A 25,609-nucleotide genomic window follows, 5' to 3' on the forward strand; every position below is an offset into this window, starting at 1 on the left:
CGTAAAACATTTGTTGAACGATCGCTCGGGGCATGTTATACAAGTGTATAACGAGGTGCGGGCATGAACGAGAATGCGGGCCCCAAGGATCTGAAGAACGAGTCCACCGTGCTCCAGGTGCGCAAGATAGGCAATTCGATCGGCGTCATCTTGCCGAAGGAGCTCGCGGCTCGTCTGAATCTCAAAGAGGGCGACAAGCTGTTTCCGGTCGAGCAATCGGACGGTGGCGTCCTGCTGACGCCGCGTGATCCCGACTTCGAAAAAGCGATGGAAGTCGCGCGGCGAGGCATGAAGCGTTATCACAACGCCCTCGCCGAGCTTGCCAAATGAGCGAGCCGTTCTGGCTGATGCGTCGGATCATCATTGCGATCCACGACGAACAGCTGGCGATCCATGGCGGTGCAAGCGGCCTTCGAGACGAGGGCATGCTCGAATCCGCGCTCGATCGGCCCAGAAACGAATGGTCTTACGAGAGCGCCGATCTTCCTGAATTGGCGGCGGCATACGCTTTCGGCATCGCGCGCAATCATCCGTTAGTCGACGGCAATAAACGCACGTCTCTGCTGGCGCTGTACACGTTTCTCGGCGTGAACGGCATCGACTTCGTTGTACCCGAGGCAGAAGCGGCAGCCATGATCCTGTCGCTCGCGGCCGGCGAAGTCAGCGAGGAGAGCCTCGCGCGCTGGATCCGCGACAATTGGAATTCCAAATGACCCGATTTGCGGGAAAACCCCGCCTCGGTGCCGTTGCCCTGTTCAAATCTTTAAGGTATCCCAGCCCGAGAATTCGAGTTTCGACTGGGGACATCCATGGCTGACCATAGTGAAGTGGCGTACACCACCGCCGACGGCAACGACTATGTTGCCCACGAGCAGACCTATGAGGGCTTCATCAAACTGGTGAAGTACGGCACGGCCTCGGTCGCGCTCATCGTGATCCTGATGGCGATCTTCCTCACCTGATCCATCGTCTGCCGCACCGCCAGCGTCGTCGGTGCCCACAAAATTTGCATTCAAGCCGGTCCCAAAACCGGTATCCAACGTTGCGGGAGTAACGCTAAGTTCGCGTGCGCGCTTTTTCCCGCGTCGCCGGAGGCCTCATGAAGATTGCCGTTGCCAAGGAAATCGATCCGTCGGAGCCGCGCGTCGCCGCTTCGCCTGACACGGTGAAGAAGTTCAAAGCGCTGGGCGCCGAGCTTGCCGTCGAGCCGGGCGCCGGTATCAAGTCGGGCCTGCCGGATTCCGAATTCACCGCGGCTGGAGCCACCGTCAGTGCCGACGCGCTCAAGGACGCGGACATCATCATCAAGGTGAAGCGCCCCGAGGCGTCCGAGCTCGCGCAGTACAAGCGCGGCGCGCTCGTCATCGCGATCATGGATCCCTACGGCAACGAGGCGGCGCTCAAGACGATGGCCGATGCCGGCATCTCCGCATTCGCCATGGAGCTGATGCCACGCATCACCCGCGCGCAGGTGATGGACGTGCTGTCCTCGCAGGCGAATCTCGCCGGCTACCGCGCCGTGATCGAGGGCGCCGAGGCGTTCGGCCGCGCCTTTCCGATGATGATGACCGCGGCCGGCACCGTGCCCGCGGCCAAGGTGTTCGTGATGGGCGTCGGCGTCGCCGGCCTCCAGGCGATCGCGACCGCGCGCCGTCTCGGCGCCGTCGTCACAGCCACGGACGTGCGTCCCGCCACCAAGGAGCAGGTCGAATCGCTCGGCGCGAAATTCCTCGCGGTCGAGGACGAGGAATTCAAGAACGCACAGACCGCCGGCGGCTACGCCAAGGAAATGTCGAAAGAATACCAGGCCAAGCAGGCCGCGCTCACCGCCGAGCATATCAAGAAGCAGGATATCGTGATCACGACCGCGCTGATTCCGGGCCGGCCGGCGCCCAAGCTCGTCAGCGCCGACATGGTCAGGTCGATGAAGCCGGGTTCGGTGCTGGTCGATCTCGCCGTCGAGCGCGGCGGCAATGTCGAGGGTGCGAAGCCGGGCGAGGTCGTCGACCTCGATGGCATCAGGATCGTCGGCTACACCAACGTCGCCGGCCGCGTCGCGGCTTCGGCTTCCAGCCTCTATGCCCGCAATCTGTTCTCCTTCATCGAGACCATGGTCGACAAGAAAGAGAAGAAGCTCGCCGTTAACTGGGACGATGAGCTGGTCAAGGCCACCGCGCTGACGAAAGACGGCGCCGTGATCCACCCGAACTTCCAGCCCAAATCATTTTAAATCGGGTTTAAGGAGAGCCGCCATGGAGCATGCAGCACAGCTCGTCGACCCCTTCATCTTCCAGCTGTCGATCTTCGTCCTCGCCGTCTTCGTCGGTTATTTCGTCGTCTGGTCGGTGACGCCGGCGCTGCATACGCCGCTGATGAGCGTCACCAACGCGATCTCCTCGGTGATCGTGGTCGGCGCGCTGCTCGCGGTGGGTGTCGGCATGATTTCGAGCGGCTCGGGCTGGGCGCGCGGCTTCGGCTTCGTCGCGCTCGTCTTCGCCTGCGTGAACATTTTCGGCGGCTTCCTCGTCACCCAGCGCATGCTGGCGATGTACAAGAAAAAGTCGAAGTGAGCGGCCACCTCGGGCTGAAGGGATCAATGGGGACCTGAGATGAGCGCCAATCTCTCTGCATTCTTGTATCTCGTGGCGGGGGTGCTGTTCATCCTGTCGCTGCGCGGGCTGTCGAGCCCGGCAACCTCGCGCCAGGGCAATCTGTTCGGCATGATCGGCATGGCGATCGCGGTCGCCACCACGCTCGCAAGCCATCCGCCGGCCGACGGCGTGGCGTGGATCCTCGTCATCCTCGCGGTCGCGATCGGCGGCGGCGTCGGCGCGGTGATCGCCCGCCGCGTGCCGATGACCTCGATGCCGGAACTGGTCGCCGCTTTCCACTCGCTGGTCGGCATGGCCGCAGTGCTGGTCGCGGCCGGCGCGTTCTACGCGCCGGAGGCCTTCGGCATCGGGACCCCCGGCAACATCCATCCGCAGAGCCTGGTCGAGATGTCGCTCGGCGTCGCCATCGGCGCGCTGACCTTCACCGGCTCGGTGATCGCGTTCCTGAAGCTGTCGGCGCGCATGAGCGGTGCGCCGATCATCCTGCCGTTCCGCCACATCATCAACATCGCGCTGGCCCTGGCGCTGGTGTTCTTCATCGTCGGCCTCGTGCTGTCAGGCAGCGCGTTCGACTTCTGGATGATCGTCATCCTCGCGCTGGCGCTCGGCGTGCTCATGATCATCCCGATCGGCGGCGCCGACATGCCGGTCGTGATCTCGATGCTGAACTCCTATTCCGGCTGGGCCGCGGCCGGCATCGGCTTCACGCTCGGCAATTCCGCGCTGATCATCACCGGCGCGCTGGTCGGCTCTTCCGGCGCGATCCTGTCCTACATCATGTGCCACGCGATGAACCGGTCCTTCATCTCGGTCATCCTCGGCGGCTTCGGCGGCGAGACTGCCGTGGCCGGCGGGGGCAGCGGCGAGCAGAAGCCGGCCAAGCTCGGCTCGGCGGACGATGCCGCCTTCATCATGAAGAACGCCTCCAAGGTCATCATCGTGCCCGGTTACGGCATGGCGGTGGCGCAGGCCCAGCACGCGCTGCGCGAAATGGCCGACATGCTGAAGAAGGAAGGCGTCGAGGTGAAATACGCAATTCATCCGGTGGCCGGCCGCATGCCAGGCCACATGAACGTGCTGCTCGCGGAAGCCAACGTGCCCTATGACGAGGTGTTCGAGCTCGAGGACATCAACTCCGAATTCGCGCAGGCCGACATCGCCTTCGTGATCGGCGCCAACGACGTCACCAACCCCGCGGCCGAAGAGGACAAGTCCTCGCCGATCTACGGCATGCCGGTGCTCCAGGTCTGGAAGGCCGGCACCGTGATGTTCATCAAGCGCTCGCTCGCCTCGGGTTACGCGGGCATCGACAATCCGCTGTTCTATCGCGACAACACCATGATGCTGCTCGGCGACGCCAAGAAGGTCACCGAGAACATCGTCAAGGCGATGTAGCGCGAGGCGCGCCGACCGTGGCTATCAACGAGGAATGGCACCGGTCCCATCCGATGCCCCCCAAAGCGACGCGCGAGCAGCGCGTCGTCTGGCACGCTGCTCACGAGCAGGCGTGCGGCTGCCGCGATGTTCCGGCGAGCCTTCGGCCCGATGTCATGAAATTGCTGCGGAGTCGTCGCAAGCCGTAAGTCTCATCGAGAGGCGGGCCGCGCAATGATGACCATCGTCAAGTGGATCGCCATTGCGCTGGTGACCGTCTATTGCGCCGGGCTCCTCGTGCTGTATGTCCGGCAGCGCGAGATGCTGTTTCCGATCCCGCCCGTCGGCCGCACCGCACCCGATGCTGCCGGACTTCCCGAGGCGGAAGAGCACGTGCTGACCACGTCGGACGGCGAGAGAGTCGTCGTCTGGCACGTGCCGGCCAGGCCAGGTCATTCCGTGATTCTGTACTTCCCCGGCAATGGCGATTTTCTCGCCGGCCGCGTCAGCCGTTTCAAGGCGATGACCGCCGACGGCACCGGCCTCGTTGCCTTGTCGTATCGTGGCTATGCCGGCTCGAGCGGGACACCGAGCGAACGGGGCCTGCTGCGCGACGCCGCAGCCGCCTACGCTTTCACCACTGCGCGCTATGGAGCGGAACGTATCGTCGTCTGGGGCTTTTCGCTCGGGACGGGCGTGGCAGTTGCGCTCGCATCCGAACACCCGATCGGCAGGCTGATCCTGGAAGCGCCTTATACCTCGACGGTCGACATCGCCGCACTAGCATTCCGGTTCGTGCCGGTGCGCCTCCTGATGCGCGACCAGTTTCGTTCGGACGAACGGATCGCGCGCGTCACGGTGCCGCTGTTGGTGATGCATGGCACCAATGACCTTGTCATTTCGATCATATTCGGAGAGCGTCTGTTCGCGCTCGCGCGCGAACCGAAGCAGTTCGTTCGCTTTGCGGGTGGCGGACACGACAATCTCGACGCCTTCGGTGCGGTCGAAAAGGCAAGGCAATTCATTGGATCCTAAGCGAATCGTCACGCGGCTCTGGAGCCAGGCCCTCGCCGCCATCCTGACATTGTTGCCGCAGCAGGCGTGGGCCGCGACCGGGCTCGACGGCGCGGCGATGCGCTGGCCCTATGCGCTGCCCTTTGCCGGCCTGTTGCTGTCGATCGCTCTGGGGCCGCTGCTGTTCGCAAAATTCTGGCACCACCATTACGGCAAGTTCGCCGCGGCCTGGTCGCTGCTGGCGCTCGCCTCGCTCGTCTTCTTTGCCGGCGGCATGGCGACGCTGGCGGCGCTCGTTCACGCCGTGCTGGTCGAATATCTCGGCTTCATCGTGCTGCTGTTCTCGCTCTATGTCGTGGCCGGCGGCGTCCTCATCACCGGAGACATCAAGGCGACACCGGCGACCAATGCCGGCATCCTCGCGCTTGGCACGCTGGGGGCGAGCATCGTCGGTACCACGGGTGCCGCGATGATCCTGATCCGCCCCTTGATCCGCGCCAACCGGCCGCGACGCCACAACACCCATGTCGTCATCTTCTTCATCGTCCTGGTGGCCAATGTCGGCGGCGCGCTGAGCCCGCTCGGCGATCCCCCGCTCTTCGTCGGCTTCCTGCACGGCGTCGACTTCTTCTGGACCACGCGGGCCCTCTGGTTGCAGACCGCGATCGTGGCCGGACTGCTGCTCGCGATTTTCGTCGCCGTCGACGTCTGGCATTTCCGGAGCGAGCCGCTCGCTGACACCGGCCCGGCGCAGCCGGTCCGCATCCGCGGCCTCGTCAATCTGGTGCTGATCGCGGCCATCGTCGCGAGCCTGCTGGCCTCGGCGATGTGGAAGCCCGGCATAGCCTTCGACATTCTCGGCACCAAGCTGGACCTCGAGGACGTCGTCCGCAATCTGGCGCTGCTGGCCATTGCGGCGCTGTCGGTGTGGCTGACGCCCGACGAGCACAGGCAGGCCAACGGTTTCACCTGGGAGCCCATCCGCGAGGTCGCAAAGCTGTTCGCCGGCATCTTCGTCGCCATCATCCCGGTCATTGCCATGCTCAATGCTGGCAATGATGGTGCGTTCGCATGGCTGCTCTCCGCCGTGACCGAGCCGGACGGAGCGCCGCGCGAGGTCGCCTATTTCTGGTTCACCGGCCTGATGTCCGCGTTCCTCGACAATGCTCCGACCTATCTGTTGTTCTTCGAGCTCGCCGGCGGCGACCCGCAAGTGCTGATGCACGAGCTCTCGGGTACGCTTGCCTCGATCTCGATGGGGGCCGTCTACATGGGAGCGCTCACCTATATCGGCAACGCGCCAAACTTTATGGTGAGCAGCATTGCCAGCGAGAGCGGCATCGAGATGCCGAGTTTCTTCGGCTATCTCCTGCGCGCGGGTGCCGTGCTGATCCCCCTGTTCCTGCTGCTGACGTTCCTGCCGGTCGCCCCGATCCTGCACTGGCATTGAATCTGCCGGCCGATTTGCTACTGCTCATTCAAGCAAATGGAAGTGGTGGATGAGCGCGCACAATCCGATGCCCCGGTCGGCCTGGATCTTCCCGGGGCTGGCCGTGCTGTTGTTCGCAGCCGTCAGCGCGACGGACTATGTGTTCACGCTGTCGCTCGGCGGGCTCGTCTTCGCCGTCGTCCTCCTGGTCATCCTGTTCGGCACCGTGTTCGCCGCGGTTCATCATGCCGAGGTGATCGCGGAGCGGGTCGGCGAACCCTATGGCACGCTGGTGCTGACGCTTTCGGTGACCATCATCGAGGTCGCGCTGATCACCACGATCATGCTGGGCGACAAGCCTGCCCCGGCACTGGCGCGCGACACCGTATTCGCCGTCGTCATGATCGTCTGCAACGGCCTCGTTGGCCTCTGCATCTTCATCGGCGGCCTGCGCTATCGCGAGCAGGGCTTCCAGCTCTCAGGGGCCAACGTCTATCTCAGCGTGCTGTTCGCGCTTGCGACCATCACGCTGATCCTGCCGAACTACACCACCACCACGCCGGGGCCGGTCTATTCGGCGATTCAGCTCGGCTTCGTCGACGTTGTCACGCTCGCGCTTTATGCGGTGTTTCTCTACACCCAGACCGTCCTGCACAAGGATTACTTCGTTCATGAACGGGCCGAGGGCGAGGGCGCGGAGGTGCACCTGTCGGCCGGGGCGCTCGCGCTCACGGTAGCGCTGCTCCTGGTCTCGCTTCTGGCGGTCGTGCTGCTGTCCAAGAAATTCTCGCTGGTGGTCGATGCCGTCGGCGCCAGGATCGGCGCGCCATCGGCCTTCGCCGGCCTTCTGGTCGCGCTGCTGATCCTGATGCCCGAAGGCGTCGCGGCCATTGCCGCGGCCCGCAGGAACAACCTTCAGAAAAGCATCAATCTCGCGCTCGGCTCGTCGCTGGCGACCATCGGTCTGACGATCCCTGCCGTCGGTGTCGCCACCTATGCGCTCGACAAGGAACTCGAACTCGGCCTGAACGCCCAGGGCAGCGTCCTTTTGCTGCTGACCTTCTTCCTGAGCATGCTGACCTTCGGCACGGGCAGGACCAATGTCCTGTTCGGACTGGTCCATATGGTGGTATTTGCCGTCTACGTGTTTATGGTTTTCGTGCCGTGAAGCGCTAAAGGAGAGTTTCGATGCTTGCCGCCAAGTCCGAGGTCCAGGTCGACAACGAGCAGGTCCGGGTGACCGAATGGCGGCTCGTCCCGGGTAGCGCTACCGGGCATCACACCCATGGGATGGATTACGTGATTGTTCCGGTCGTTGCCGGCGAGATGACCATCGTGGCGCCCGGTGGCGAACGGTCCAAGGCGCAGCTCGCCGCCGGAAAATCCTACTTCCGCAAGGCCGGCGTCCAACACGACGTACTTAACGAAACCTCAACTGAGATCGTGTTCCTTGAGATCGAGCTGAAGCCGTAGGTCCGGCGTTACCCTTTGCCATTGATCCGTCGCAGTTGATCCCTCACAATGCCCTAAAGTTCCCGCATCAGATCGCGCGGGGAGTGGCCGAGAAATGCTGAAATACCTCGCTAAAATCTCGATGGATATTTTCCCCTCGGTGCTCGCGACGATCATCGGGGCGTACATCGTTAATCATTACATCAACGCCAAGCCGGCGGCTGATGCCCCCGCGGCCGTTGTTGCGCCCGCCGACGCCGGCCAGAACGGCAAGCCTGCTGCTGTCGCCAACCTCCCTGCGCCCGGCATCAAGGCCAAGGGCATCGCCGAGAAGAACGTGACCGACAAGCCGGCAGCCGACAAGGCGGCGGCCGATCATCCGGTCGCCGAGCCCAAGGGGGCTGAGAAGGGGTCTGAGAAGGCCGCCGAGAAGGCTCCGGATGTGGCGCCGGCCGAGAGCCCGCGCGCCAAGCCGTCCGCCCGTGAAAAGGCGGTCGCCAAGTCTACGCCGGCCGTGACCGCGCCTGCGTCGGTGGTCGAGGCCAATTCGGCGCCGGCTGCTGCCGCTCCGGCCGCAACCCCCGATGCCAACGATCTCGTACGTGCCGCGATCGAGCGCCTGCGCAAGTCGCCTGAGGGCAGGTCCGCTGAAGCCAGATCTTCCGAAACCAAGCCTGCCGAGCTCAAGTCGTCCGAGGCCAAGCCAACCGAGAGGTCGGCGGAGCCTGCGGTGCGGGAAGCCGCCCGCACGCCGGAGGCGCCGCGGGTTATTGGCATGGAGCCGTCCATGGTCCGTCCGCTGCCGCCGCCGATCACGGTCTCGACGCCCTCATCTGAGGCCTATGGGAATGGCGGCTCCAATCCGCCCTACACGGCCTCGGTCGGCAGCGACGATCCGAATCGGGTGACGCCGCCGGCCGACATTCCCGTGCCGGTCATAGCGCCCCCGCTCGACCTGCGTGCCGATGTTGGTGCCTCCATGCCGCGGCCGAGGAAGACCAATGTCGCCGACGAGATGCTGTCGGGCATGAAGTCGATGTTCAACTCCGTTCTGCCGAAGAGCGCCACGCCCGATTGAGACTGGCCCGCGCTGCGCCAGACCGTCAGCCGCCGACGCGGGCGAGGCCGTTGCGGGCGGCGTCATCGCGTGGACGAAGCGCGACGGCCCTGGTGTAGGAGGCCGCGGCCTTGGCCCTGTCCCCCAAACGCTCATAGGCCTGTCCGCGCGTGGTCCAGACCTGGGCATTGTGCGGATCGGCCTCGGAGGCTTCATCGAGATCGGCTGCGGCCTCCTTGAGCTTGCCGATCGCGAGATAGCTGGTGGCGCGGCCGAGCAGAGGCTCGACCTTCTGCGGGTTGAGCCCGCTCGCGGCGCCGAAATCGGCGATCGCGAAGTTGTGCTGGTTATTGCCCTGGTAGATCAGGGCGCGGCCATAGAGTGCCTGCGCATTGTAGGGATCGAGCCCGACGGCGCGATTGAACTCGTCGAGCGCTGCCGCGGTCTCCCCTGACTTCGCCAGGGACTGGGCCTTTGCAGTGTGGGCCTGAGCTTCGGTGACGTTGCCGGCGCTCACCGTGCTCTCGGCAGGCGCCTCTGCCTTGGGCGTCTCCTGGGGCTTGTCCTTCGCCGGGATCAACGATCCCAGATCGAAGGAGCAGCCGCATAGCGCGATCCCCATCAAGCCCAACACGAGCGGCTGCTGCCAGATCCGGCGTCGCCACGCCAAGCTGCGCTGAGGGAAAGGGGAAGCCATCGACGGTTCGCTCGCGCTAAAGCATGATCCGGCAAAGTGTGCCGCGGTTTTCTCTCGCGACAAACGCGGAACGCGTTTGCGCGGAGATCGTGCTCAAACAACTACCTAAATCGCGATGACCATTCATCCAATCTTATCGCGCTTTAGCGCCGCATCGGTCGTGCCCCGTCCCGCGAAGGCACCGCTCACAAACAATAACGCGGGCCAAGGGCCCGCGTCATCGAAAACCGAGATCTTAAAGGTTCGGCAAATCAGCGCGGTCCGCGCGGACCTGCACCGGGGCCGCCACGACCGCCGCGATCACCGCCCGGGCCTGCGCCGAACACCGGCTTCGGCTTCATCGGCAGCAGGCCTTCGCGCTGCAGCTTCTTGCGGGCCAGCTTGCGCGCACGGCGCACGGCTTCGGCCTTTTCGCGCGCCTTCTTTTCGGAGGGCTTCTCGTAGTGACCGCGGAGCTTCATCTCGCGGAAAATGCCCTCGCGCTGCATCTTCTTCTTCAGCGCCTTGAGAGCTTGATCGACGTTGTTATCGCGAACGAGAACCTGCACGCGGCATCCTCTTCAGTAGATCGGATTTGAATTCTGGTAAGTCAAAGGGGATGGCAAAAAGCCGGGCGCCCTTGGCCTTGAGCGCGCGGATGTATCAGACAAAACCTTGGATGTCCACCGGCCAAGCGGGTTTTCGGGCCAAGTTCGGCCATTAAATGCGGCGAAAATACCTCCACGCGGCCCCGATTTGGGCGATTCGACGCCAATGGCGAGGCCGCAACCGGAGCTTTGTTCCGGAATCTTGAAATCAGGGGACCACAATGGACATGAAAAAATATGCTGCCGAAGCCATCGGCACCTTCTGGCTCACATTCGCAGGTTGTGGCAGCGCAGTGATCGCGGCCGGCTTCCCGCAGGTCGGAATCGGCCTGGTCGGCGTGTCCCTGGCTTTCGGCCTGAGCGTCGTCACGATGGCCTACGCGATTGGCCACATCTCGGGCTGTCATCTCAATCCGGCTGTCACGGTCGGCCTTGCCGCCGGCGGGCGCTTTCCGGCCGGACAGATCCTGCCCTACGTGATCGCGCAGGTGGCCGGCGCGGTCGTTGCCGCGTGCCTCCTCTATGTCATCGCGAGCGGGGCGCCCGGATTCGACGTCAGCAAGGGCTTTGCCTCCAACGGCTATGATGCGCATTCGCCTGGCCAGTACAGCATGATGGTGTGCTTCCTCACCGAGGTGGTGATGACCATGATGTTCCTGTTCATCATCATGGGTGCCACCCATGGCCGCGCGCCGGCGGGCTTCGCACCGCTCGCGATCGGCCTCGCGCTGGTGATGATCCATCTCGTCAGCATTCCCGTCACCAACACCTCGGTGAACCCGGCGCGCAGCACGGGCCCGGCACTGTTTGTCGGCGGCTGGGCGCTGTCACAGCTCTGGCTGTTCTGGGTTGCACCGCTGATCGGCGGCGCGCTGGGCGGGGTGATCTATCGCTGGCTCAGCGAGGAGCCCACCGGCGTCGTCGCGGGCGTGAAGACGGCGTAATCGCAAAGGGGATCGCGGCCAGCAGTTGCGGTCCCCTCATTCGCCCTGCGGCGGCCGGACCTCGGTGACATGGCCCATCTTGCGGCCCGGGCGCGGAGCGCCCTTGCCGTAGATGTGCACGGTCGCGCCCGGCACGCTCAGCCATCTTTCGTAATCGTAGATCTCGTCGCCGATCAGGTTGGTCATGGTCACGACTTCGCCGTGGCGCACGGGCTTGCCGAGCGGCCAGCCGGCGATGGCGCGGATGTGCTGCTCGAACTGCGAGACCGAGGCGCCGTCGAGCGTCCAGTGCCCGGAATTGTGGACGCGCGGAGCGATCTCGTTGACCAGCACCTTCGGTCCGGTGCCATTGGCGAGCACGAACATCTCGACGGCGAGCACGCCGACATAGTCGAGCGCGCCTGCGATCTTTCCGGCGATGCTGCGCGCTTCCTCGGCGAGCGCATCCGGAATCGGCGCGGGCGCGCGCGATATCTTCAGGATGTGGTCGCGGTGCTCGTTCTCGGTGACGTCGAAACACTCGACCTCGCCTGCGGCCGAGCGCGCGGCGATCACGGAAATCTCGCGCTCGAACGGCACGAAGGCCTCCAGGATCGCCGATTTGGTGGCGAGGCTGGTCCACACCTTCGCGATGTCGTCGCCGTCGCGGATGATGACCTGGCCCTTGCCGTCATAACCGAAGCGGCGGGTTTTCAGCACGGCCGGAAGGCCGATCCTGGCGATCGCCTCGCGCAGGGAGGGGACGGAGGTGACGTCGGCATAGGCTGCGGTTCCGATGCCGAGCCGCGTGACGAAATCCTTTTCGGCAAGACGGTCCTGGGTGGTCTCGAGGATCTTGCGGTTGGGCAGCACGGGTCGGCGCGCATCCAGCACCATCGCGGCTGCCGCGGGCACGTTCTCGAATTCATAGGTGATGACGTCGACGTCGTTGGCGAACAGCTCGAGCGCTTCGACATCGGCATATTCTGCGCAGGTCGCGTTCAGCACGACGTCGAAGGCCGGCGAGTCCGGATCGGGCGAGAACACCTGGCAGCGCAGGCCGAGCCGGGCCGCAGCCATGGCCAGCATCCGGCCCAATTGTCCGCCGCCGAGGATTCCGATGGTGTCACCGGGCTTCAGCTTCACATGCCTGGTGTCGGTCACGCCTTGTCCTCCGGGCGCTCGGCGACCGCCTCAGTTTGCGCCTTGCGCCAGGCGGCAAGGCGATCGGACAGGGCCGGATCGGACAATGCCAGCACGGCGGCCGCCAGCAGCGCGGCGTTGATCGCACCGGCCTTGCCGATGGCGAGGGTGCCGACCGGGACACCCGCCGGCATCTGGACGATCGAATAGAGCGAATCGACGCCCTTGAGCGTCTTGGATTCGACGGGAACGCCGAATACCGGGAGTTCCGTCAGTGCCGCCGCCATGCCGGGCAAATGTGCAGCCCCACCGGCGCCCGCGATGATGACCTGGTAACCCGCAGCCTTGGCGCCCTTGGCGAAAGCAAACAGCCGGTCGGGCGTGCGATGTGCCGAGACGACGCGACTGTCGGCGGCAATGCCGAGCGCGTCAAGCGTGTCGGCAGCATGCCGCATCGTGTCCCAGTCCGACTGGCTTCCCATGATGATGGCGATCGGCGCGGTCATGACGTTAATTGTGTCCGGAAAACAGAAAGATAGGCCAGATTTACGGTTCCGGCCGGCGGCTCGCAAGGCGGTGGCAAGGAGAAGGGAATCCACTATCCTGTCTTGGTGAATCCCCGCAAGCCTTCATTGAGCAGGATGCCCATGAAGAAACCAAGAACGGCGAGCGCTGCGAAGGCCAAAAAGGGCCGGAAAACCAGCGCCGGCCGATCCGCCCCCAAACGGCTGACCAAGCGTCCGGCGAAGCCGCCCCGGCGCGCCGCCTCGGGCGATGGTGGGGCTATTGAAAACGTCAGGGCGACAATCCGGGGCCTGCGAGCCAAGCTCAAGGAGGCGCAGCTCCGGGTTGCGGAACTGGAAGCTGCGGCCGACACGGATTTCCTGCTCGAGATTCCCAACCGGCGCGGCTTCGAGCGCGAGCTTGCGCGCGCCATCGCCTATATGAAGCGCTACCGCGCCAGCGGAGCACTGATAGTGCTCGACGTCGATCGGCTCAAGCCGATCAACGATTCGTTCGGTCATGCCGCCGGCGACGAGGTGCTCAAGGCGATCGTCGCCACGCTGACGCGACAGGTCCGTGCCTCCGACGTGGTCGGCCGGCTCGGGGGCGACGAGTTCGCCCTCTTGCTTTGGAATCTCAGCGAGACCGACGCCAAGGCGAAGGCCGCGGCCTTCGAGCAGGCGATCGACGAATTGTCTTTTGTCTTTCGCGGCCAGCACGTGACCGCGGGCGCTTCCGCCGGAGTCGCGCTGCTGGGGGCGCAGTCCGACGCCGGCCGTGCCCTGGAGGAGGCGGACGCCGCCATGTACGTGCGCAAGGCGTGTCGGCGGCACGAGCCGCAGATCAGGCTGGTCAGCAGCTGAACTTACAGTGTCCCCAGATCTTCCGGCACGTTGCCGAATTTGCGCAGCAGCCTGGCGTCGCCGAATTCGCCGGTCACGGGATCGCCGCTGCGGCTGAATGCGACCGCGCCGATGTGGCCGGCACCGTGGGCCAATATCTCGGCGCGCCGCAGCGCCGCAGTCGAGGTCTGGCATTCCTCGGCAGTGCCTGCGACCGGCGAGCCGTCTGCATCGATCAAGAAGGGCATTGCAACGTAGTAGGTCACATCCGACATGGCGTTGCTCCGGTTGTTGAAAATCAGGCGGCGCTGCTCTTGCTCCGCATCTTGCTGCGCGAGGTCTCCGGAATGCAGCCGGCGGAAATCGCGGCCTGCAATTCCTCCAGCTCGGTTTCCAGATATTCATTGGCCATGATCAGCGCTTTGATCGTGCTGCGCAGATTGCCGTCGCACATCGCGATCGCCTGATCGCAGGCCTGTTCATAATGGCTGTTGTCGAGAAGGGGCGTTGCCGACATCTGCGTTGTCCTCGTGTCGTGGCTTGGGCATTTCGGAGGTTTGGGCGCTCCAAAATGTTCCTATTTTGTTCTCATCGAGTCAAGCGGATTCATCTGGGCAAGCCGCGGTGCAGGCCGGCTCACGGATCAGGCGATGATGTCGGGGGTAATCTGGTCTTCGATGAACGCGATGCGATCACGTAACAACAGCTTGCGCTTCTTCAACCGCTGTAACCGCAATAGGTCGGGGGCGGGCGATTGATGCAGTGCATCGATCGCGGCGTCCAGATCTCGGTGTTCCTGCTGCAACCGGGTGAGCTCGGCTTCGAGCTCACGCTCGTCTTCATTGGTCATGTCTGCGGTGGCCGAAAACCGATAAGCGTGAGATTAAGGCTGTGGATGCCCTGTGGAAATTATCGTCCTTGCGCGGCGTGATCGCAAGCGATCTGCGATCCCTGCTCGCCAATCTCCCGCAAGATATTTCTGCAGGCGGGTGCAGCGTCGCGCAGGCGCATTGATATCACGGATTTTTCCCGCGCGGTTCCCCTAGTCACGCTTCGTTACATATGAACTTTCAAAAATGACACCGCGACGACGGATACCCATCGACAGAATGGATCGCTGATGTAGACTTGCTTGTCCGGATCGAATCCTGAGGTTCAACCCTACCGAGGAGGTTTCGAATGACAATTCAGGCACATCTGGTTGAATTGGAACGGAAGCACAAACTTCTCGAAAACGAATTGCACGAAGCTCTCGTGCACCTTTCAACAGACGACCTGCAAATTGTTGAGTTGAAGCGCCGGAAGTTGATGGTCAAGGACCAGATCGAGCGTCTGAAGCACGGCGATACGCTCCACTAGCGACCCCCGCAACATCGTAGAGTTGATCGCATCCTTTCACGCAGGGATGAGGTCATTCGTGCTCATCCCTGCTGCAAGGTGGCGCAAGACGTCTGCCTTGCGCCAGCCTTGTTGGGACCGTTTTCTCGACGCCAACCGTCATCCACCTCACGCGAACACGCGCTAGATGTCTGCGAGCTCGGCGACGTGATCGGCGATCGCGAGCGACGACGTCAGTCCTGGGGATTCGATGCCGAACAGGTTGATCAGGCCTGCGACGCCGTGATCGTGCGGGCCCTGCATCAGGAAGTCCTGCGTGGCCACGGCCGGCGGCACGATCTTCGGGCGGATGCCCGAATAGCTCGGCATCAGCGCGCCATCGGGCAGCGTCGGCCAGTATTTGCGGATCGCCGGATAGAAGCGCTCTGCGCGTGACGGATCGACCTCGTAGTTGATCGTCTCGATCCATTCGACGTCGGGCCCGAAACGTGCCTGCCCTGCCATGTCCAGCGTCAGATGGACCCCTAGCCCGCCGGGCTCGGGCACCGGATAGATCAGGCGCGAGAACGGCGCCTTGGCGTTGCAGCTGAAGTAATTTCCCTTGGCGAGATAGGCCGGAGGAATCCGGTCCAGTGGCATGCCGTCGATGTTGCGCGCGACATTCGTCGCCGACAGCCCCGCGGCGTTGACGAGGAGGCTGCATTGCAGCGTCATCGGCGCCTCGCCGCCGGCCTCGACCTCGATGACGCCGGCAGTCGCCTTGGCGCGGATCAGCGGGGTGTGAAACGCGAAGGCCGCGCCGGCGTCCTCGGCCTCGCCGCGCAGCGAGAGCATGTAGGCGTGGCTGTCGATGATGCCCGTTGACGGTGACAGCAGCGCAGCATCGCAGGCGAGCGCCGGCTCCAGCGCTCGCGCGGCCTCCCCCGTGAGCAGCTGCATGTCGAGCACGCCATTGGCCTCGGCATGCGCCTTGATCGATTGCAGCTTCTCGGTTTCCTTCGCACTGGTCGCAACGATCAGCTTGCCGCAATTCTTGTGGGGGATGCCGCGCTCGGCGCAGTAGCGGTAGAGCGCGTGCTTGCCGCTGACGCACATGCGCGCCATCCAGCTTCCGGCGCGATAGTAGATGCCGGCATGGATCACCTCACTGTTGCGCGAGGAGGTGACGGTGCCAATGGCCTCGGCTGCCTCGAGCACGATGACCTCGCGCCCGGCCTGGGCGAGCTTCCGGGCTACCGCGAGCCCGACCACGCCGGCTCCGATGACGATGCAATCGACCCTATCCATGGTTGTGCAGAATGTTCGCTGGAGGTGCCGGTGGCATTGGAGCCGAGAACGAGGGCGCGGGCCCGTTTTCCATTAAGCAAGCATTTATCATGTCAGGGCAATTGCCGTATTTCGCGTCACATTTTTCTGTTGCGCCTACAGGCGTTTACCCGATCCAAACCCGCGAGGCCAGACAATCCGACGTTGAAATCGCGGGTGGCTGATGGCTGAGAAGAACTGGCACGTGGGCAGCGCGCTTCTGATTGCTGTGCAGGCCGTCGTATGCCTGGCCGGTGCGGTCACGCCTGCGCGTGCCTTTGCGCTATCGGACAGCTTTGGTCCGGGCGATCTCACCAAGCTCGATCCCAGCGTCATCTGGGAAGCCCTGATTGCGGTCATCGTCGTGTGCTCGTTCCTCGCCGCGATCGCGCTGTGGATCCATTCCTCGCTGCGCCGGACCAGGCGTCTGCAGTTGCGGCGCAACGCCTTCATCTCCTCCGCCATGAACAATCTCAACCAGGGCGTGGTGATGACGGATGCGCTGCGCCGCATCATCTTCTGCAACGACCGCTATCTCGAGATCTATGGCCTGACGCGGTCGGATGTCCGGGCGGGCATGAACGGCCGCGAGCTCCTCGCGCTTCGGCGCAAGCGCGGCGTGCTGGGCGCTTCCGACGACGAATTTTACGACAAGGCGGCAAGCGCCAATGGTCTGATCACGGAACTGCCCGACGGGCGGGCCATCCTGGTGAAATATTTCGTGCTGCCGAACGGCGGCTCGGTGGCCACGCATCTCGACGTCAGCGAGCAGCGCAGGCTGTCGCGGCAGCTCGCCTCGACCAAGCAATTCCTGGAATCGGTGCTGGACCATGTGCCGGCCTGCGTGGCAGCCAAGAGCATCGAGGATGGTTGCTACATCTTCGCCAACAGCGCCTATGAGCGGTTCTGGGGATTGTCGCGGGACTTCGCCGTCGGCAGGAATGCGCGGGAGCTGTTTGCGCCGGGCTCGGCGTCCAGCATCGAGGCGGCCGACCAGGCGGCGCTCAATTCGCCGGGTGGCCAATATCGCAACGAGTTCGAGGTCGACCGTGCCGGTGCGCGGCGCATGGTCGCCTCGATCCGGATCGTGGTCCGCAACGAGAGCAACAAGCCCGAATTTCTGCTCATCGTGTTCGAGGACATCACCGACCGCCGCTCGCTGTCGCAGGAGCTGGAGAGCACCAAGAAGTTCCTCGAACTCGTGGTCGACAACATCCCGGTCGCGCTGATCGTGGAACAGGTCAAGGACGGCCGCTATCTGCTCGCCAACCGCAGCGCGGAGACGATCCTCAACCGCAGGCGCGAGGAAACCACCGGCCTGACCGCCTCCGACATCTTCAACGCCAAGGAAGCCAAGCTGATCATCGCGCGCGATGAGGCCGCGATCAAGAAGCGCGGGATGATCACCGAGGAGCATCCGATCTCCACCAAGGACGGCCTGCGGCTGTTCCTCACCCGCCGCGCCACCGTGCTCAATGATGCCGGCGAACCGCAATATCTGATCAAGACCCACGAGGACGTCACTGACCGCCGCCAGACCGAGTCGCGCATGGCGCACATGGCCTATCACGACGGCCTCACCGATCTGCCGAACCGCGCCGCCTTCCTCCAGGCGCTGACCCAGATGATTGAGGCCTGCGAAGGCACCGGCGAGGAGTTCGCCGTGCTCTGCGTCGACCTCGACGGCCTCAAGGAGGTCAACGACGTCTTCGGCCATGCGCTTGGCGACAAGCTCCTGATCGAGGTGGCCCATCGGCTCCAGGACTCCGCGCGCGGCGGCGTGGTGGCGCGCCTGTCCGGCGACGAGTTCGGCCTGATCATCGACGGCAAGCAGCCCGAGGCGGGCCTCGCACTGGCGCGGCAAATCGGCGAAGCCGTCGCCCGGGAATTCCAGATCGACGGCCGGCCGGTCCGCGCCGGCATCACCACGGGCATGTCGGTCTTCCCGCACAATGGCACCGATGGCGCCTCGCTGCTTGCCAATGCCGGCGCGGCGCTGTTCCGCGCCAAGCAGAAGTCGCGCGGCACGATCAGCCTCTACCAGCCGGAGATGGACCAGCAGATCCGCGATCGCCGCGTGCTGCATCAGGACCTCTCGATGGCGGTCAAGAACGGCGAGCTCTCGCTCGCCTTCCAGCCGCAGGGGGCCGCGGGCCACAGCGTTGCCGAGAGCGAGATCATCGGCTTCGAGGCGCTGGCGCGCTGGCAGCATCCGGTGCGCGGCCAGGTTTCGCCCGCCGAATTCATTCCAATCGCCGAGGAGAGCGGCCTGATCGTCGAGATGGGCGAGTGGATCCTGCGCGAGGCCTGCCGCGAGGCGGCGTCCTGGCCGAAGCCGCTGCAGGTCGCGGTCAATCTGTCGCCGGCGCAGTTCATGCACGGGGACGTGGTCGGACTGGTCCATTCGATCCTGATCGAGACGGGCCTTGCACCGGGCCGGCTCGAGCTCGAGATCACCGAGGGCGTGCTGATCGAGGATTTCGATCGCGGCCTTGCGTTGCTGCGCCGCCTGAAGGCGCTTGGCGTGCGCATCTCCATGGACGATTTCGGCAGCGGTTACTCCTCGCTGAGCTACCTCCAGGCGTTCCCGTTCGACAAGATCAAGATCGACCGCGCCTTCATCATCAATCTTGGCCGCAACCCGCAATCGGCGGCAATCGTGCGCGCGGTGATCGATCTCGGCCACGGCCTCGATATGTCGATCATCGCCGAAGGCGTCGAGACGGTGGACCAGCTCGCCTTCCTCGCCAAGGAGGGCTGCGACGGCGTGCAGGGCTATCTGCTCGGCAAGCCGCTGCCGATCGGGACATATGCCGGCCTCATCGGTCGCGCCGAAGCCATGGAGCTTGCGCTGAAGACCGGCTAGTTATGGGAATGCTTCGCTCCCATTCGACGGCTTCATGGCGGATTACGACCTCGCGATCATCGGCGGCGGCCTGAACGGCGCCAGCCTCGCGCGCGATGCGGCGGGTCGCGGCCTGCGGGTTATCCTCTTCGAGCAGGGCGATCTCGGCGGCGCGGCATCGTCGGCAACACCGCGGTTGATCCACGGCGATCTCTCGGTGCTGGAGCGCCGCGGCTTCTGGCGGGTGCGCCGGGCTCTGGCCGAGCGCCGGACCTGGCTCCGGATCGCGCCGCATCTGGTCCGGCCGATGCGCTTCGTTGTTCCCGCGCATTCGGATGAGCGTCCACCATGGCTGCTGCGCGCCGGCCTGTTCCTGTATGACAGCCTCGCCAGCCGGAGCGGCTTGCCCCGATCGAAGACTCTCGACATCACCCACCATCCGGTCGGCAACGCGCTAAGGCGCCCATTCGGCACGGCGTTCGAATATTCGGACTGCGTCGTCGACGATTCCCGCCTCGTGGTGCTCACGGCGCTGGACGCGGCCGAACGTGGCGCGGCGATCCGAACCGGGGCACGCTGCGTCCGCGCCGATCGAACCGACGTCTGGCGGCTCTCCGTGGCCGATCGCGGCCATCGCCGTACCATCACGACCCGGGCGCTGGCCAACACCAGCGGGGCCTGGACGCCATTGGTTGCGGAGACCGTGCTGCGGCAACCCCAGCCCGCCATGGCCGCCACACAGATGAGCCAGATCATCGTGCCGCGGCTGTTCGAGTCCGATAACGTCTACGTCTTCCAGAACAGCGACGGCCGGCTGATCTTCGCGAGCCCGTTCGAGCGCGACTTCACCCTGATCGGTACGGTGACGCGTGAATTCACCGGAGATCCCGCGATCGTGGCGATGGCCGGATCCGACGTCAGCTATCTCTGCGAAGCGGCCAGCCGCTATTTCCGCGAGCGCATCGCCCCGGTCGACGTGGTCCGGACGGTCTCTGGCGTCAATTTGAGGCCGGCGTCGGTGCGAGGAGGTGACGGCACGACCCTGTTCCACGCGCGCCGGCGCAAGGCGCCGCTGCTCACGATGTTCGGCGGCGATGTCACCACGTCGCGCCTGCGCGCGGAGCGGGCGGTGACGAAGCTGACGCCGTTCTATCCGATGTCGCCGCCCTGGACCGCGGGCGCAGCGCTGCCGGGTGGAGATTTCGCTTGGGACCGTTTCGACACCGAGGTCGACCTCGCACGCGAGCGCTGGTGGTTCCTCTCGGAGCCGCAGGCCCAGCGCCTGGTTGCGGCCTATGGCTCGCGATTGCCGGCGGTGCTCGGGGACGCCAAGACCCGCGACGATCTCGGCCCTGCCTTCGGCCCCGAGATGACCGGCGCCGAGGTGCGATACCTGATGAGCCGCGAATGGGCGCGCTTCCCCGAGGACGTCCTGTGGCGTCGCTCCAAGCTCGGCCTGACCATGCCCGCGGCGGACCGTGACGCGCTGGCGGCGTTCATGGCGGATGTGAACGATTCCTCCCGAACTGGTTGAGCTAGGGACGATCGGCCGCTAGCGTGCGGCGGAATCGGGGTTGGCGGGGACCATGACGGACGAGTTGCCCAGAACAGACACTGCGGCCAAGGCGGCCGGTGGAGATCCGTATCCGGCGGCAGGGCAGCCGCTGCTGCGGATCGAGGGCGTCGCCAAGACGTTCGGGACGTTCCGCGCCGTGGATGGCGTCTCGCTCGACATTAAGGCCGGCGAGTTCTTCGCGCTGCTCGGTCCCAGCGGCTGCGGCAAGACCACGCTCTTGCGCATGCTCGCCGGTTTCGAGGCGCCGGACGAGGGACGCATCCTGCTCGGCGGCAAGGACATCGCGCAGGCGCTGCCGCACGAGCGCCCGGTCAACATGATGTTCCAGAACTACGCGCTATTCCCGCATCTGTCTGTGCGCGACAACATCGCCTTCGGCCTGAAGCGCGCCGGCATGCCGCGCGCCGAGATCGCCACCCGCGTGGCCGAGATGGTCGCACTGGTCAAGCTCGAGGGGCTCGAGAAGCGCAAGCCCGATCAACTCTCGGGCGGTCAGCGCCAGCGCGTGGCGCTCGCCCGCGCCTTGGCGCGCCGGCCGCAATTGCTGCTGCTCGACGAGCCGCTCGCCGCGCTCGACAAGAGGCTGCGCGAGAGCACGCAAGGCGAGCTGATGGAGCTGCAGCGGCGGCTCGGCATGACCTTCATCATCGTCACCCACGATCAGGAGGAGGCGATGACGATGGCGAGCCGGATCGGCGTGATGAAGGCCGGCAAGCTCGCCCAGGTCGCGAGCCCCCGCGAGCTCTACGAGGCGCCGCGCTCGCGCTGGATCGCGGAGTTCGTCGGCGACATCAATCTGTTCGATGGCGAGTCCAAATTGCGCGATGGTCATCGTCTGGTCATCGGCACGCGTGATGCGGGTGCGCTGGTGGTGGCCGAGCCGCGCGAGCCGGTCGGCGCGGGAAGATTGGCGGTCGCGATCCGCCCCGAGAAAGTCAAGCTGTCGCGCCGCGGTCCCGTGAGCGAGGCCGGTCGTGAAACGGCGATCAACCGGCTCGACGGCGTCATCGCCGACATCTGCTATCTCGGCGGCACCACCACCTTCAAGGTGAAGCTCGACACCGGCGGGATGCTGCAGGCGTCGGTTGCCAACAGCGCGCGGCTAGACGTCGACGCCTACAGCCTGAACCAGCATGTCGTCGCCTGGTTCACGCCCGACGATTGCGTGGTGCTGCCGTCATGAGCTCCCGCCGCATCTTCGCGCGGCCGGCGCGCTTTGCCGCGATCGCACCCTATGTCTGGATGGTGCTGTTCTTCCTGGTGCCGTTCGCCTTCGTGCTGAAGATCAGCTTGTCGCAGACGGCGATCGCACAGCCGCCCTACGAGCCGGTCTTCGACCTGACGGCGGGATGGGAGGCGGTCAAGGGCGCCTTTGCCGCGCTATCAATCGACAATTTCAAGCTGCTCGTCTCCGACGACATCTATGTGTTCGCCTATGTGCGCAGTCTCACCGTCGCCGTGACCGCGACCGCGCTGCTGCTCTTGATCGGTTATCCCATCGCCTATGGCATGGCGCGACTGCCGAGGCGCTGGCAAGCGGTGGCGATGGTGCTGGTGATCGTGCCGTTCTGGACCTCGTTCCTGATCCGCATCTATGCCTGGATCAACATCCTCCAGCACGACGGCCTGCTCAACCAGATCCTGCTGGCGCTGCATCTGGTCAGCCAGCCCGTGGTGTGGCTCTCCACCGACACCGCGATGTATATCGGCATCGTCTACTCCTACTTGCCGTTCATGATCCTGCCGCTCTACGCCACGCTCGCCAAGATGGAGCCGGCGTTGGAGGAGGCGGCCGCCGATCTCGGCGCGCCGCCCTGGCAGGTGTTCTGGCTCGTCACCTTTCCGCTGTCGCTGCCCGGCGTCGGCGCAGGCGCGCTCCTGTGTTTCATTCCCATTGTCGGCGAATTCGTCATTCCCGACCTTCTGGCCGGCTCCAATTCGCTCATGATCGGCCAGACCCTGTGGCTCGAATTCTTCACCAACAAGGACTGGCCGGTTGCCTCCGCTGCGGCGATCGTGCTGCTGGTCGTGCTGCTGGTGCCGCTCTTGCTGTACGAGCGGCTGCAGAAGCGGCAGCTGGAACAGGGAAGGTAGCGCGATGCGCAAGGTCTCCCGCCTGTCCCGCTTCAACATCGCCTCGCTGGCGCTGGGGCTGGCGTTCCTCTATCTGCCGATCCTCATCCTCGTCATCTATTCCTTCAACGCCTCGCGCCTGGTGACGGTGTGGGGCGGCTGGTCGCTACGCTGGTATCACGAGTTCTTCAACGACCGCGCCATGATCGAGGCGGCCTGGATGAGCCTGCGGGTCGCGGTTGCCTCCGCGACGATCGCCACGCTGCTCGGGACGCTCGCCGCGGTGGCGCTGTCGCGCGGCGAGCGGTTCCGCGGTCGGACGCTGTTCTCCGGCATGCTCTATGCGCCGCTGGTGATGCCGGAAGTGATCACCGGATTGTCGCTACTGCTGCTGTTCGTCGCGCTGAACGCCGAGCGCGGCTTCTGGACCGTGACGATCGCCCATACAACGCTGACGATGTGCTTCGTCGTCGTCGTCGTGCAGTCCCGCCTCGGCTCCCTCGATCGCTCGCTGGAGGAGGCGGCGATGGACCTCGGTTGCGACCCGGTGCGTGCCTTTCTCTCGGTGACGCTGCCGCTGATCGCGCCCGCGATCGTCGCGGGCTGGATGCTGGCGTTCACGCTGTCGCTGGACGATCTCGTGATCGCGAGCTTCACCACGGGCCCCGGCTCGGCGACGCTGCCGATCCGGATCTATTCGGAGGTCAGGCTCGGCGTGAAGCCCGAGATCAACGCGATCTGCACGCTCGTGATCGCCCTGATCGCGGTCGTCATCGTCATCGCCTCGCTCGCTTCGAAGCTGTCGAGCTCGCAGGGCGAGAGCGCGGCGCCGCTGTAGGTTCTGCTGTCATTGCGAGGAGCCCGCGACAAAATTGCGAAGCAATTTTTCGCTGGAGCGACGAAGCAATCCAGAGTCTCTCCGCGGAAAAATCCTGGATTCCTTCGCTGCGCTCGCAATGACGAAGGAGCCCTACGACTTCACCGCACCCGCCGTGAGCCCGCCCACCATGTAGCGGCGGAAGGCATAATAGACCGCGGCCGGCGGCAGCGCATAGATGAAGCCGGTGGTCATCAGCAGCTCCCAGGGCGAGTCGTCCGCGGCGAGGAAGTTGCCGAGCGCGACGGGGAGGGTGATCTCGCGGTCGTTCGAGAGCAGCAGGAACGCGTAGAGATATTCGTTCCAGGCCAGCAGCACGGCATAGGTGCCGATCGCGACCAGCGAGGGCATCATCAGCGGCAAATAGACTAGGCGGAAGATCTGCAGCGTGGTCGCGCCGTCCATCACGGCGGCCTCGTCCAGCTCGACCGGCAGCTTGTCGGAGGCCTGCTTGAGCACCCAGATCGCGTAGGGGCTCGCGATCGTCACCATCGCCAGGATCAGCGACCAGTGATTGTTGAGCAGGCCGTAATTGCCCATGGTGCGGTACATCGGCACGGCGAGGAACGCCGCGGGGATGAAATAGGTGAAGAGCGCGAGGTTCAACACCGTGCGCCCGCCCGGCACCTTTAGCCGCGAGATCGAGAACGCCGCCGCCGTCGCGATGAACAGTGTCAGCACGCCGACGGAGACCGCAATCACGGTCGAGTTCCAGAACTGGATGTAGAAGTCGCGCAGGAAGTAATGCTGCTGCTTGAACACGATCTCGAAATTGTGCAGCGTCGGGTGATCCGGCCACAGCTTGCCCGAGAACGCGTCCTCCTTCGGGGAGATCGCGAACAGGAACATGTGATAGATCGGGATCATCGTCCACAGGAAGACGGGGATGCCGATCAGCAGCAGCCGCGCTTCGGTTCCGACTTCGCGCCAAGAAAACTGTCTTACGCCGGGGAGCTTCATCGCGACAACCGTTTCATCATGAAGTACACGAGCGGCAGGACGAACGGCATCGCGCAGACGATCGATGCCATGGCCAGCGAGAGCTGGTCGAGCCGGAGATAGCGGATGCCGAGCGTCGCCAGCACGTGCGTGAGGTCGGCCGGGCCGCCGCCGGTGAGCAGGTAGACGCTGTTGAAATCGCCGAGCGTCCAGATCATCGAGAGCAGCGTGCAGGTGACGTAGAGCGTCTGCATCGACGGCCAGGTGATGTAGCGGAATTTCTGCCACCAGCTCGCGCCGTCGACCTCGGCGGCCTCGAACAGGTCGTGCGAGATCGCGAGGCGGCCGGTGATCAGGATCAGCGTCCAGAACGGCAGCGACTTCCAGATGTGCACGGCGATCGCCATGGTCAGCGCTACGGTCGGATCGTTCAGCCAGTTCGGGCCGTCATCGCCGGTCAAGGCGAAGATGTAGTGGTTGATCATGCCCCATTCGGGATTGAGCATGAAGCGCACCGACAGGATGGTCGGGATCGATGGCACCGCCCAGGGCAGGATGAAGATCACCGAGAGCCATTTGATCCAGGTGCGCTGCTGGGCGAAGAAGCCGGACAGGAACAGCGCGATCAGCATCTTGATGTTGATGCCGATGACCAGGAAGATCAGCGTGTTGACCGCGGCGCGCGCAAAGATCGGATCATTGTAGAGCGCCACATAATTCGAAGGGGCCCGTGCCAGCCACAGCCCGTAGCAGACGGGATAGACGACGAAGGCAAGGAAAACGAGCAGATAGGGCGCGAGCAGGATGATGCCCCAGACCTGCGCCGGGGTCAGCCGCGACGACAAGGGCGGGCCGGGGATTGCCTGATCGCCAGAGAGCGTGATCGCCATTCTTTTCGGACTCTTCTCAAATCTAAAACCTCTCCCCGCTTGCGGGGAGAGGTCGGATCGCCCCCGGCGATGCGAAGCATCGTCCGGCGCGATCCGGGTGAGCGGGTACAGGACTCACTACGCGCACAACTA

General features: G+C 64.6%; 29 protein-coding genes. 19 read left to right on the forward strand and 10 right to left on the reverse strand.

Annotation, left to right across the window (positions count from 1 at the left end):
- Positions 1-63 precede the first annotated feature (63 nt).
- The 11 genes from IVB23_RS28975 (at position 64) to IVB23_RS29025 (ending at position 8,959) form a co-directional block, all read left to right on the forward strand.
- Complete coding sequence (locus IVB23_RS28975; RefSeq protein WP_061880835.1) at positions 64-330, forward strand: AbrB/MazE/SpoVT family DNA-binding domain-containing protein; 267 nt, start codon at positions 64-66, stop codon at positions 328-330.
- Positions 327-713: a type II toxin-antitoxin system death-on-curing family toxin gene (locus IVB23_RS28980; protein ID WP_247800913.1), complete on the forward strand. Its 387-nt coding sequence runs from the start codon at positions 327-329 to the stop codon at positions 711-713. Before IVB23_RS28975 ends, IVB23_RS28980 begins: the two co-directional genes overlap by 4 nt.
- Positions 714-809: 96 nt before the next feature.
- On the forward strand, positions 810-962 hold the full coding sequence (locus tag IVB23_RS28985) for an aa3-type cytochrome c oxidase subunit IV (protein WP_008136857.1): 153 nt from the start codon (positions 810-812) through the stop codon (positions 960-962).
- 137 nt (positions 963-1,099) lie between these two features.
- Complete coding sequence (locus IVB23_RS28990; RefSeq protein ID WP_247800914.1) at positions 1,100-2,230, forward strand: Re/Si-specific NAD(P)(+) transhydrogenase subunit alpha; 1,131 nt, start codon at positions 1,100-1,102, stop codon at positions 2,228-2,230.
- A 22-nt stretch (positions 2,231-2,252) separates the two neighbouring features.
- A complete protein-coding gene (locus tag IVB23_RS28995) occupies positions 2,253-2,570 on the forward strand; it encodes a proton-translocating transhydrogenase family protein (RefSeq protein WP_028180801.1) in 318 nt (105 codons plus the stop codon).
- A 39-nt stretch (positions 2,571-2,609) separates the two neighbouring features.
- Positions 2,610-4,007, forward strand: coding sequence for an NAD(P)(+) transhydrogenase (Re/Si-specific) subunit beta (locus IVB23_RS29000; protein WP_197968491.1), 1,398 nt, complete (start codon positions 2,610-2,612; stop codon positions 4,005-4,007).
- Positions 4,008-4,223: 216 nt separating this feature from the next.
- The gene (locus tag IVB23_RS29005) at positions 4,224-5,021 is read left to right on the forward strand and encodes an alpha/beta hydrolase (RefSeq protein WP_197968510.1); all 798 of its coding nucleotides are present in this window, start codon (positions 4,224-4,226) and stop codon (positions 5,019-5,021) included.
- Entirely contained in the window at positions 5,011-6,450 is a 1,440-nt protein-coding gene (locus tag IVB23_RS29010) for a sodium:proton antiporter (RefSeq protein ID WP_197968490.1), read from the forward strand. Before IVB23_RS29005 ends, IVB23_RS29010 begins: the two co-directional genes overlap by 11 nt.
- A gap of 49 nt (positions 6,451-6,499) precedes the next feature.
- Positions 6,500-7,597 carry an ionic transporter y4hA gene (locus IVB23_RS29015; protein ID WP_061880830.1) on the forward strand — a complete coding sequence of 366 codons (1,098 nt, stop codon included), beginning with the start codon at positions 6,500-6,502 and terminating at the stop codon, positions 7,595-7,597.
- Between the two features lie 20 nt (positions 7,598-7,617).
- On the forward strand, positions 7,618-7,902 hold the full coding sequence (locus IVB23_RS29020; protein ID WP_247800915.1) for a cupin domain-containing protein: 285 nt from the start codon (positions 7,618-7,620) through the stop codon (positions 7,900-7,902).
- Between the two features lie 94 nt (positions 7,903-7,996).
- Complete coding sequence (locus IVB23_RS29025) at positions 7,997-8,959, forward strand: hypothetical protein (RefSeq protein WP_247800916.1); 963 nt, start codon at positions 7,997-7,999, stop codon at positions 8,957-8,959.
- A gap of 25 nt (positions 8,960-8,984) precedes the next feature.
- Here the strand turns inward: IVB23_RS29025 and IVB23_RS29030 are convergent, their stop codons facing one another.
- Together IVB23_RS29030 and rpsU are read right to left on the reverse strand one after the other, a co-directional pair.
- On the reverse strand, positions 8,985-9,635 hold the full coding sequence (locus IVB23_RS29030; protein WP_247800917.1) for a tetratricopeptide repeat protein: 651 nt from the start codon (positions 9,633-9,635) through the stop codon (positions 8,985-8,987).
- A 251-nt stretch (positions 9,636-9,886) separates the two neighbouring features.
- Positions 9,887-10,183 (reverse strand): 30S ribosomal protein S21, encoded by a 297-nt coding sequence (rpsU, locus tag IVB23_RS29035; protein ID WP_008546194.1) that lies wholly within the window; start codon positions 10,181-10,183, stop codon positions 9,887-9,889.
- Between the two features lie 260 nt (positions 10,184-10,443).
- Here rpsU and aqpZ point away from each other — a divergent pair, with 260 nt between their 5' ends.
- Positions 10,444-11,166, forward strand: a complete 723-nt coding sequence (gene aqpZ / locus IVB23_RS29040) for an aquaporin Z (RefSeq protein WP_061880827.1) — start codon at positions 10,444-10,446, stop codon at positions 11,164-11,166.
- 36 nt (positions 11,167-11,202) lie between these two features.
- Here the strand turns inward: aqpZ and IVB23_RS29045 are convergent, their stop codons facing one another.
- The gene (locus IVB23_RS29045) at positions 11,203-12,309 is read right to left on the reverse strand and encodes a 5-(carboxyamino)imidazole ribonucleotide synthase (protein WP_061880826.1); all 1,107 of its coding nucleotides are present in this window, start codon (positions 12,307-12,309) and stop codon (positions 11,203-11,205) included.
- A complete protein-coding gene (gene purE / locus IVB23_RS29050) occupies positions 12,306-12,794 on the reverse strand; it encodes a 5-(carboxyamino)imidazole ribonucleotide mutase (RefSeq protein WP_028181612.1) in 489 nt (162 codons plus the stop codon). Before purE ends, IVB23_RS29045 begins: the two co-directional genes overlap by 4 nt.
- A 141-nt stretch (positions 12,795-12,935) precedes the next feature.
- Here purE and IVB23_RS29055 point away from each other — a divergent pair, with 141 nt between their 5' ends.
- Positions 12,936-13,655: a GGDEF domain-containing protein gene (locus IVB23_RS29055; protein ID WP_247800918.1), complete on the forward strand. Its 720-nt coding sequence runs from the start codon at positions 12,936-12,938 to the stop codon at positions 13,653-13,655.
- A 2-nt stretch (positions 13,656-13,657) separates the two neighbouring features.
- Here the strand turns inward: IVB23_RS29055 and IVB23_RS29060 are convergent, their stop codons facing one another.
- From IVB23_RS29060 to IVB23_RS29070, 3 genes are all read right to left on the reverse strand, one after another.
- A complete protein-coding gene (locus tag IVB23_RS29060) occupies positions 13,658-13,909 on the reverse strand; it encodes a hypothetical protein (protein WP_028181614.1) in 252 nt (83 codons plus the stop codon).
- A gap of 23 nt (positions 13,910-13,932) precedes the next feature.
- Positions 13,933-14,151: a hypothetical protein gene (locus tag IVB23_RS29065; protein ID WP_028181615.1), complete on the reverse strand. Its 219-nt coding sequence runs from the start codon at positions 14,149-14,151 to the stop codon at positions 13,933-13,935.
- Positions 14,152-14,277: 126 nt separating this feature from the next.
- Positions 14,278-14,484, reverse strand: coding sequence for a DUF465 domain-containing protein (locus tag IVB23_RS29070; RefSeq protein ID WP_008546179.1), 207 nt, complete (start codon positions 14,482-14,484; stop codon positions 14,278-14,280).
- Positions 14,485-14,813: 329 nt separating this feature from the next.
- Between IVB23_RS29070 and IVB23_RS29075 the strand changes: the two genes are divergently transcribed.
- A complete protein-coding gene (locus IVB23_RS29075; RefSeq protein WP_061880823.1) occupies positions 14,814-14,993 on the forward strand; it encodes a DUF465 domain-containing protein in 180 nt (59 codons plus the stop codon).
- Between the two features lie 162 nt (positions 14,994-15,155).
- Here IVB23_RS29075 and IVB23_RS29080 read toward each other — a convergent pair whose 3' ends face one another.
- Positions 15,156-16,259 (reverse strand): NAD(P)/FAD-dependent oxidoreductase, encoded by a 1,104-nt coding sequence (locus IVB23_RS29080; RefSeq protein WP_247800919.1) that lies wholly within the window; start codon positions 16,257-16,259, stop codon positions 15,156-15,158.
- A gap of 202 nt (positions 16,260-16,461) precedes the next feature.
- On the opposite strand from IVB23_RS29080, the gene IVB23_RS29085 reads away from it, so the two are divergent.
- From IVB23_RS29085 to IVB23_RS29105, 5 genes are read left to right on the forward strand one after another with little or no spacing between them, the layout of a single operon-like run.
- Positions 16,462-19,143 carry an EAL domain-containing protein gene (locus IVB23_RS29085; RefSeq protein WP_247800920.1) on the forward strand — a complete coding sequence of 894 codons (2,682 nt, stop codon included), beginning with the start codon at positions 16,462-16,464 and terminating at the stop codon, positions 19,141-19,143.
- A gap of 34 nt (positions 19,144-19,177) precedes the next feature.
- Positions 19,178-20,656 carry a glycerol-3-phosphate dehydrogenase gene (locus IVB23_RS29090; protein ID WP_247800921.1) on the forward strand — a complete coding sequence of 493 codons (1,479 nt, stop codon included), beginning with the start codon at positions 19,178-19,180 and terminating at the stop codon, positions 20,654-20,656.
- A 52-nt stretch (positions 20,657-20,708) separates the two neighbouring features.
- A complete protein-coding gene (locus tag IVB23_RS29095; protein WP_061880819.1) occupies positions 20,709-21,881 on the forward strand; it encodes an ABC transporter ATP-binding protein in 1,173 nt (390 codons plus the stop codon).
- Positions 21,878-22,792, forward strand: coding sequence for an ABC transporter permease (locus tag IVB23_RS29100; RefSeq protein ID WP_061880818.1), 915 nt, complete (start codon positions 21,878-21,880; stop codon positions 22,790-22,792). The genes IVB23_RS29095 and IVB23_RS29100 overlap by 4 nt, the downstream gene beginning before the upstream one ends.
- A 4-nt stretch (positions 22,793-22,796) precedes the next feature.
- The gene (locus IVB23_RS29105) at positions 22,797-23,609 is read left to right on the forward strand and encodes an ABC transporter permease subunit (protein ID WP_061880817.1); all 813 of its coding nucleotides are present in this window, start codon (positions 22,797-22,799) and stop codon (positions 23,607-23,609) included.
- A gap of 132 nt (positions 23,610-23,741) precedes the next feature.
- Here IVB23_RS29105 and IVB23_RS29110 read toward each other — a convergent pair whose 3' ends face one another.
- Positions 23,742-24,608, reverse strand: a complete 867-nt coding sequence (locus tag IVB23_RS29110) for a carbohydrate ABC transporter permease (protein ID WP_247800922.1) — start codon at positions 24,606-24,608, stop codon at positions 23,742-23,744.
- The gene (locus IVB23_RS29115) at positions 24,605-25,477 is read right to left on the reverse strand and encodes a sugar ABC transporter permease (protein WP_247800923.1); all 873 of its coding nucleotides are present in this window, start codon (positions 25,475-25,477) and stop codon (positions 24,605-24,607) included. The genes IVB23_RS29110 and IVB23_RS29115 overlap by 4 nt, the downstream gene beginning before the upstream one ends.
- Positions 25,478-25,609: the final 132 nt, after the last annotated feature.

This window comes from Bradyrhizobium sp. 191 (genome assembly GCF_023100985.1).
Taxonomy (GTDB): domain Bacteria; phylum Pseudomonadota; class Alphaproteobacteria; order Rhizobiales; family Xanthobacteraceae; genus Bradyrhizobium; species Bradyrhizobium diversitatis.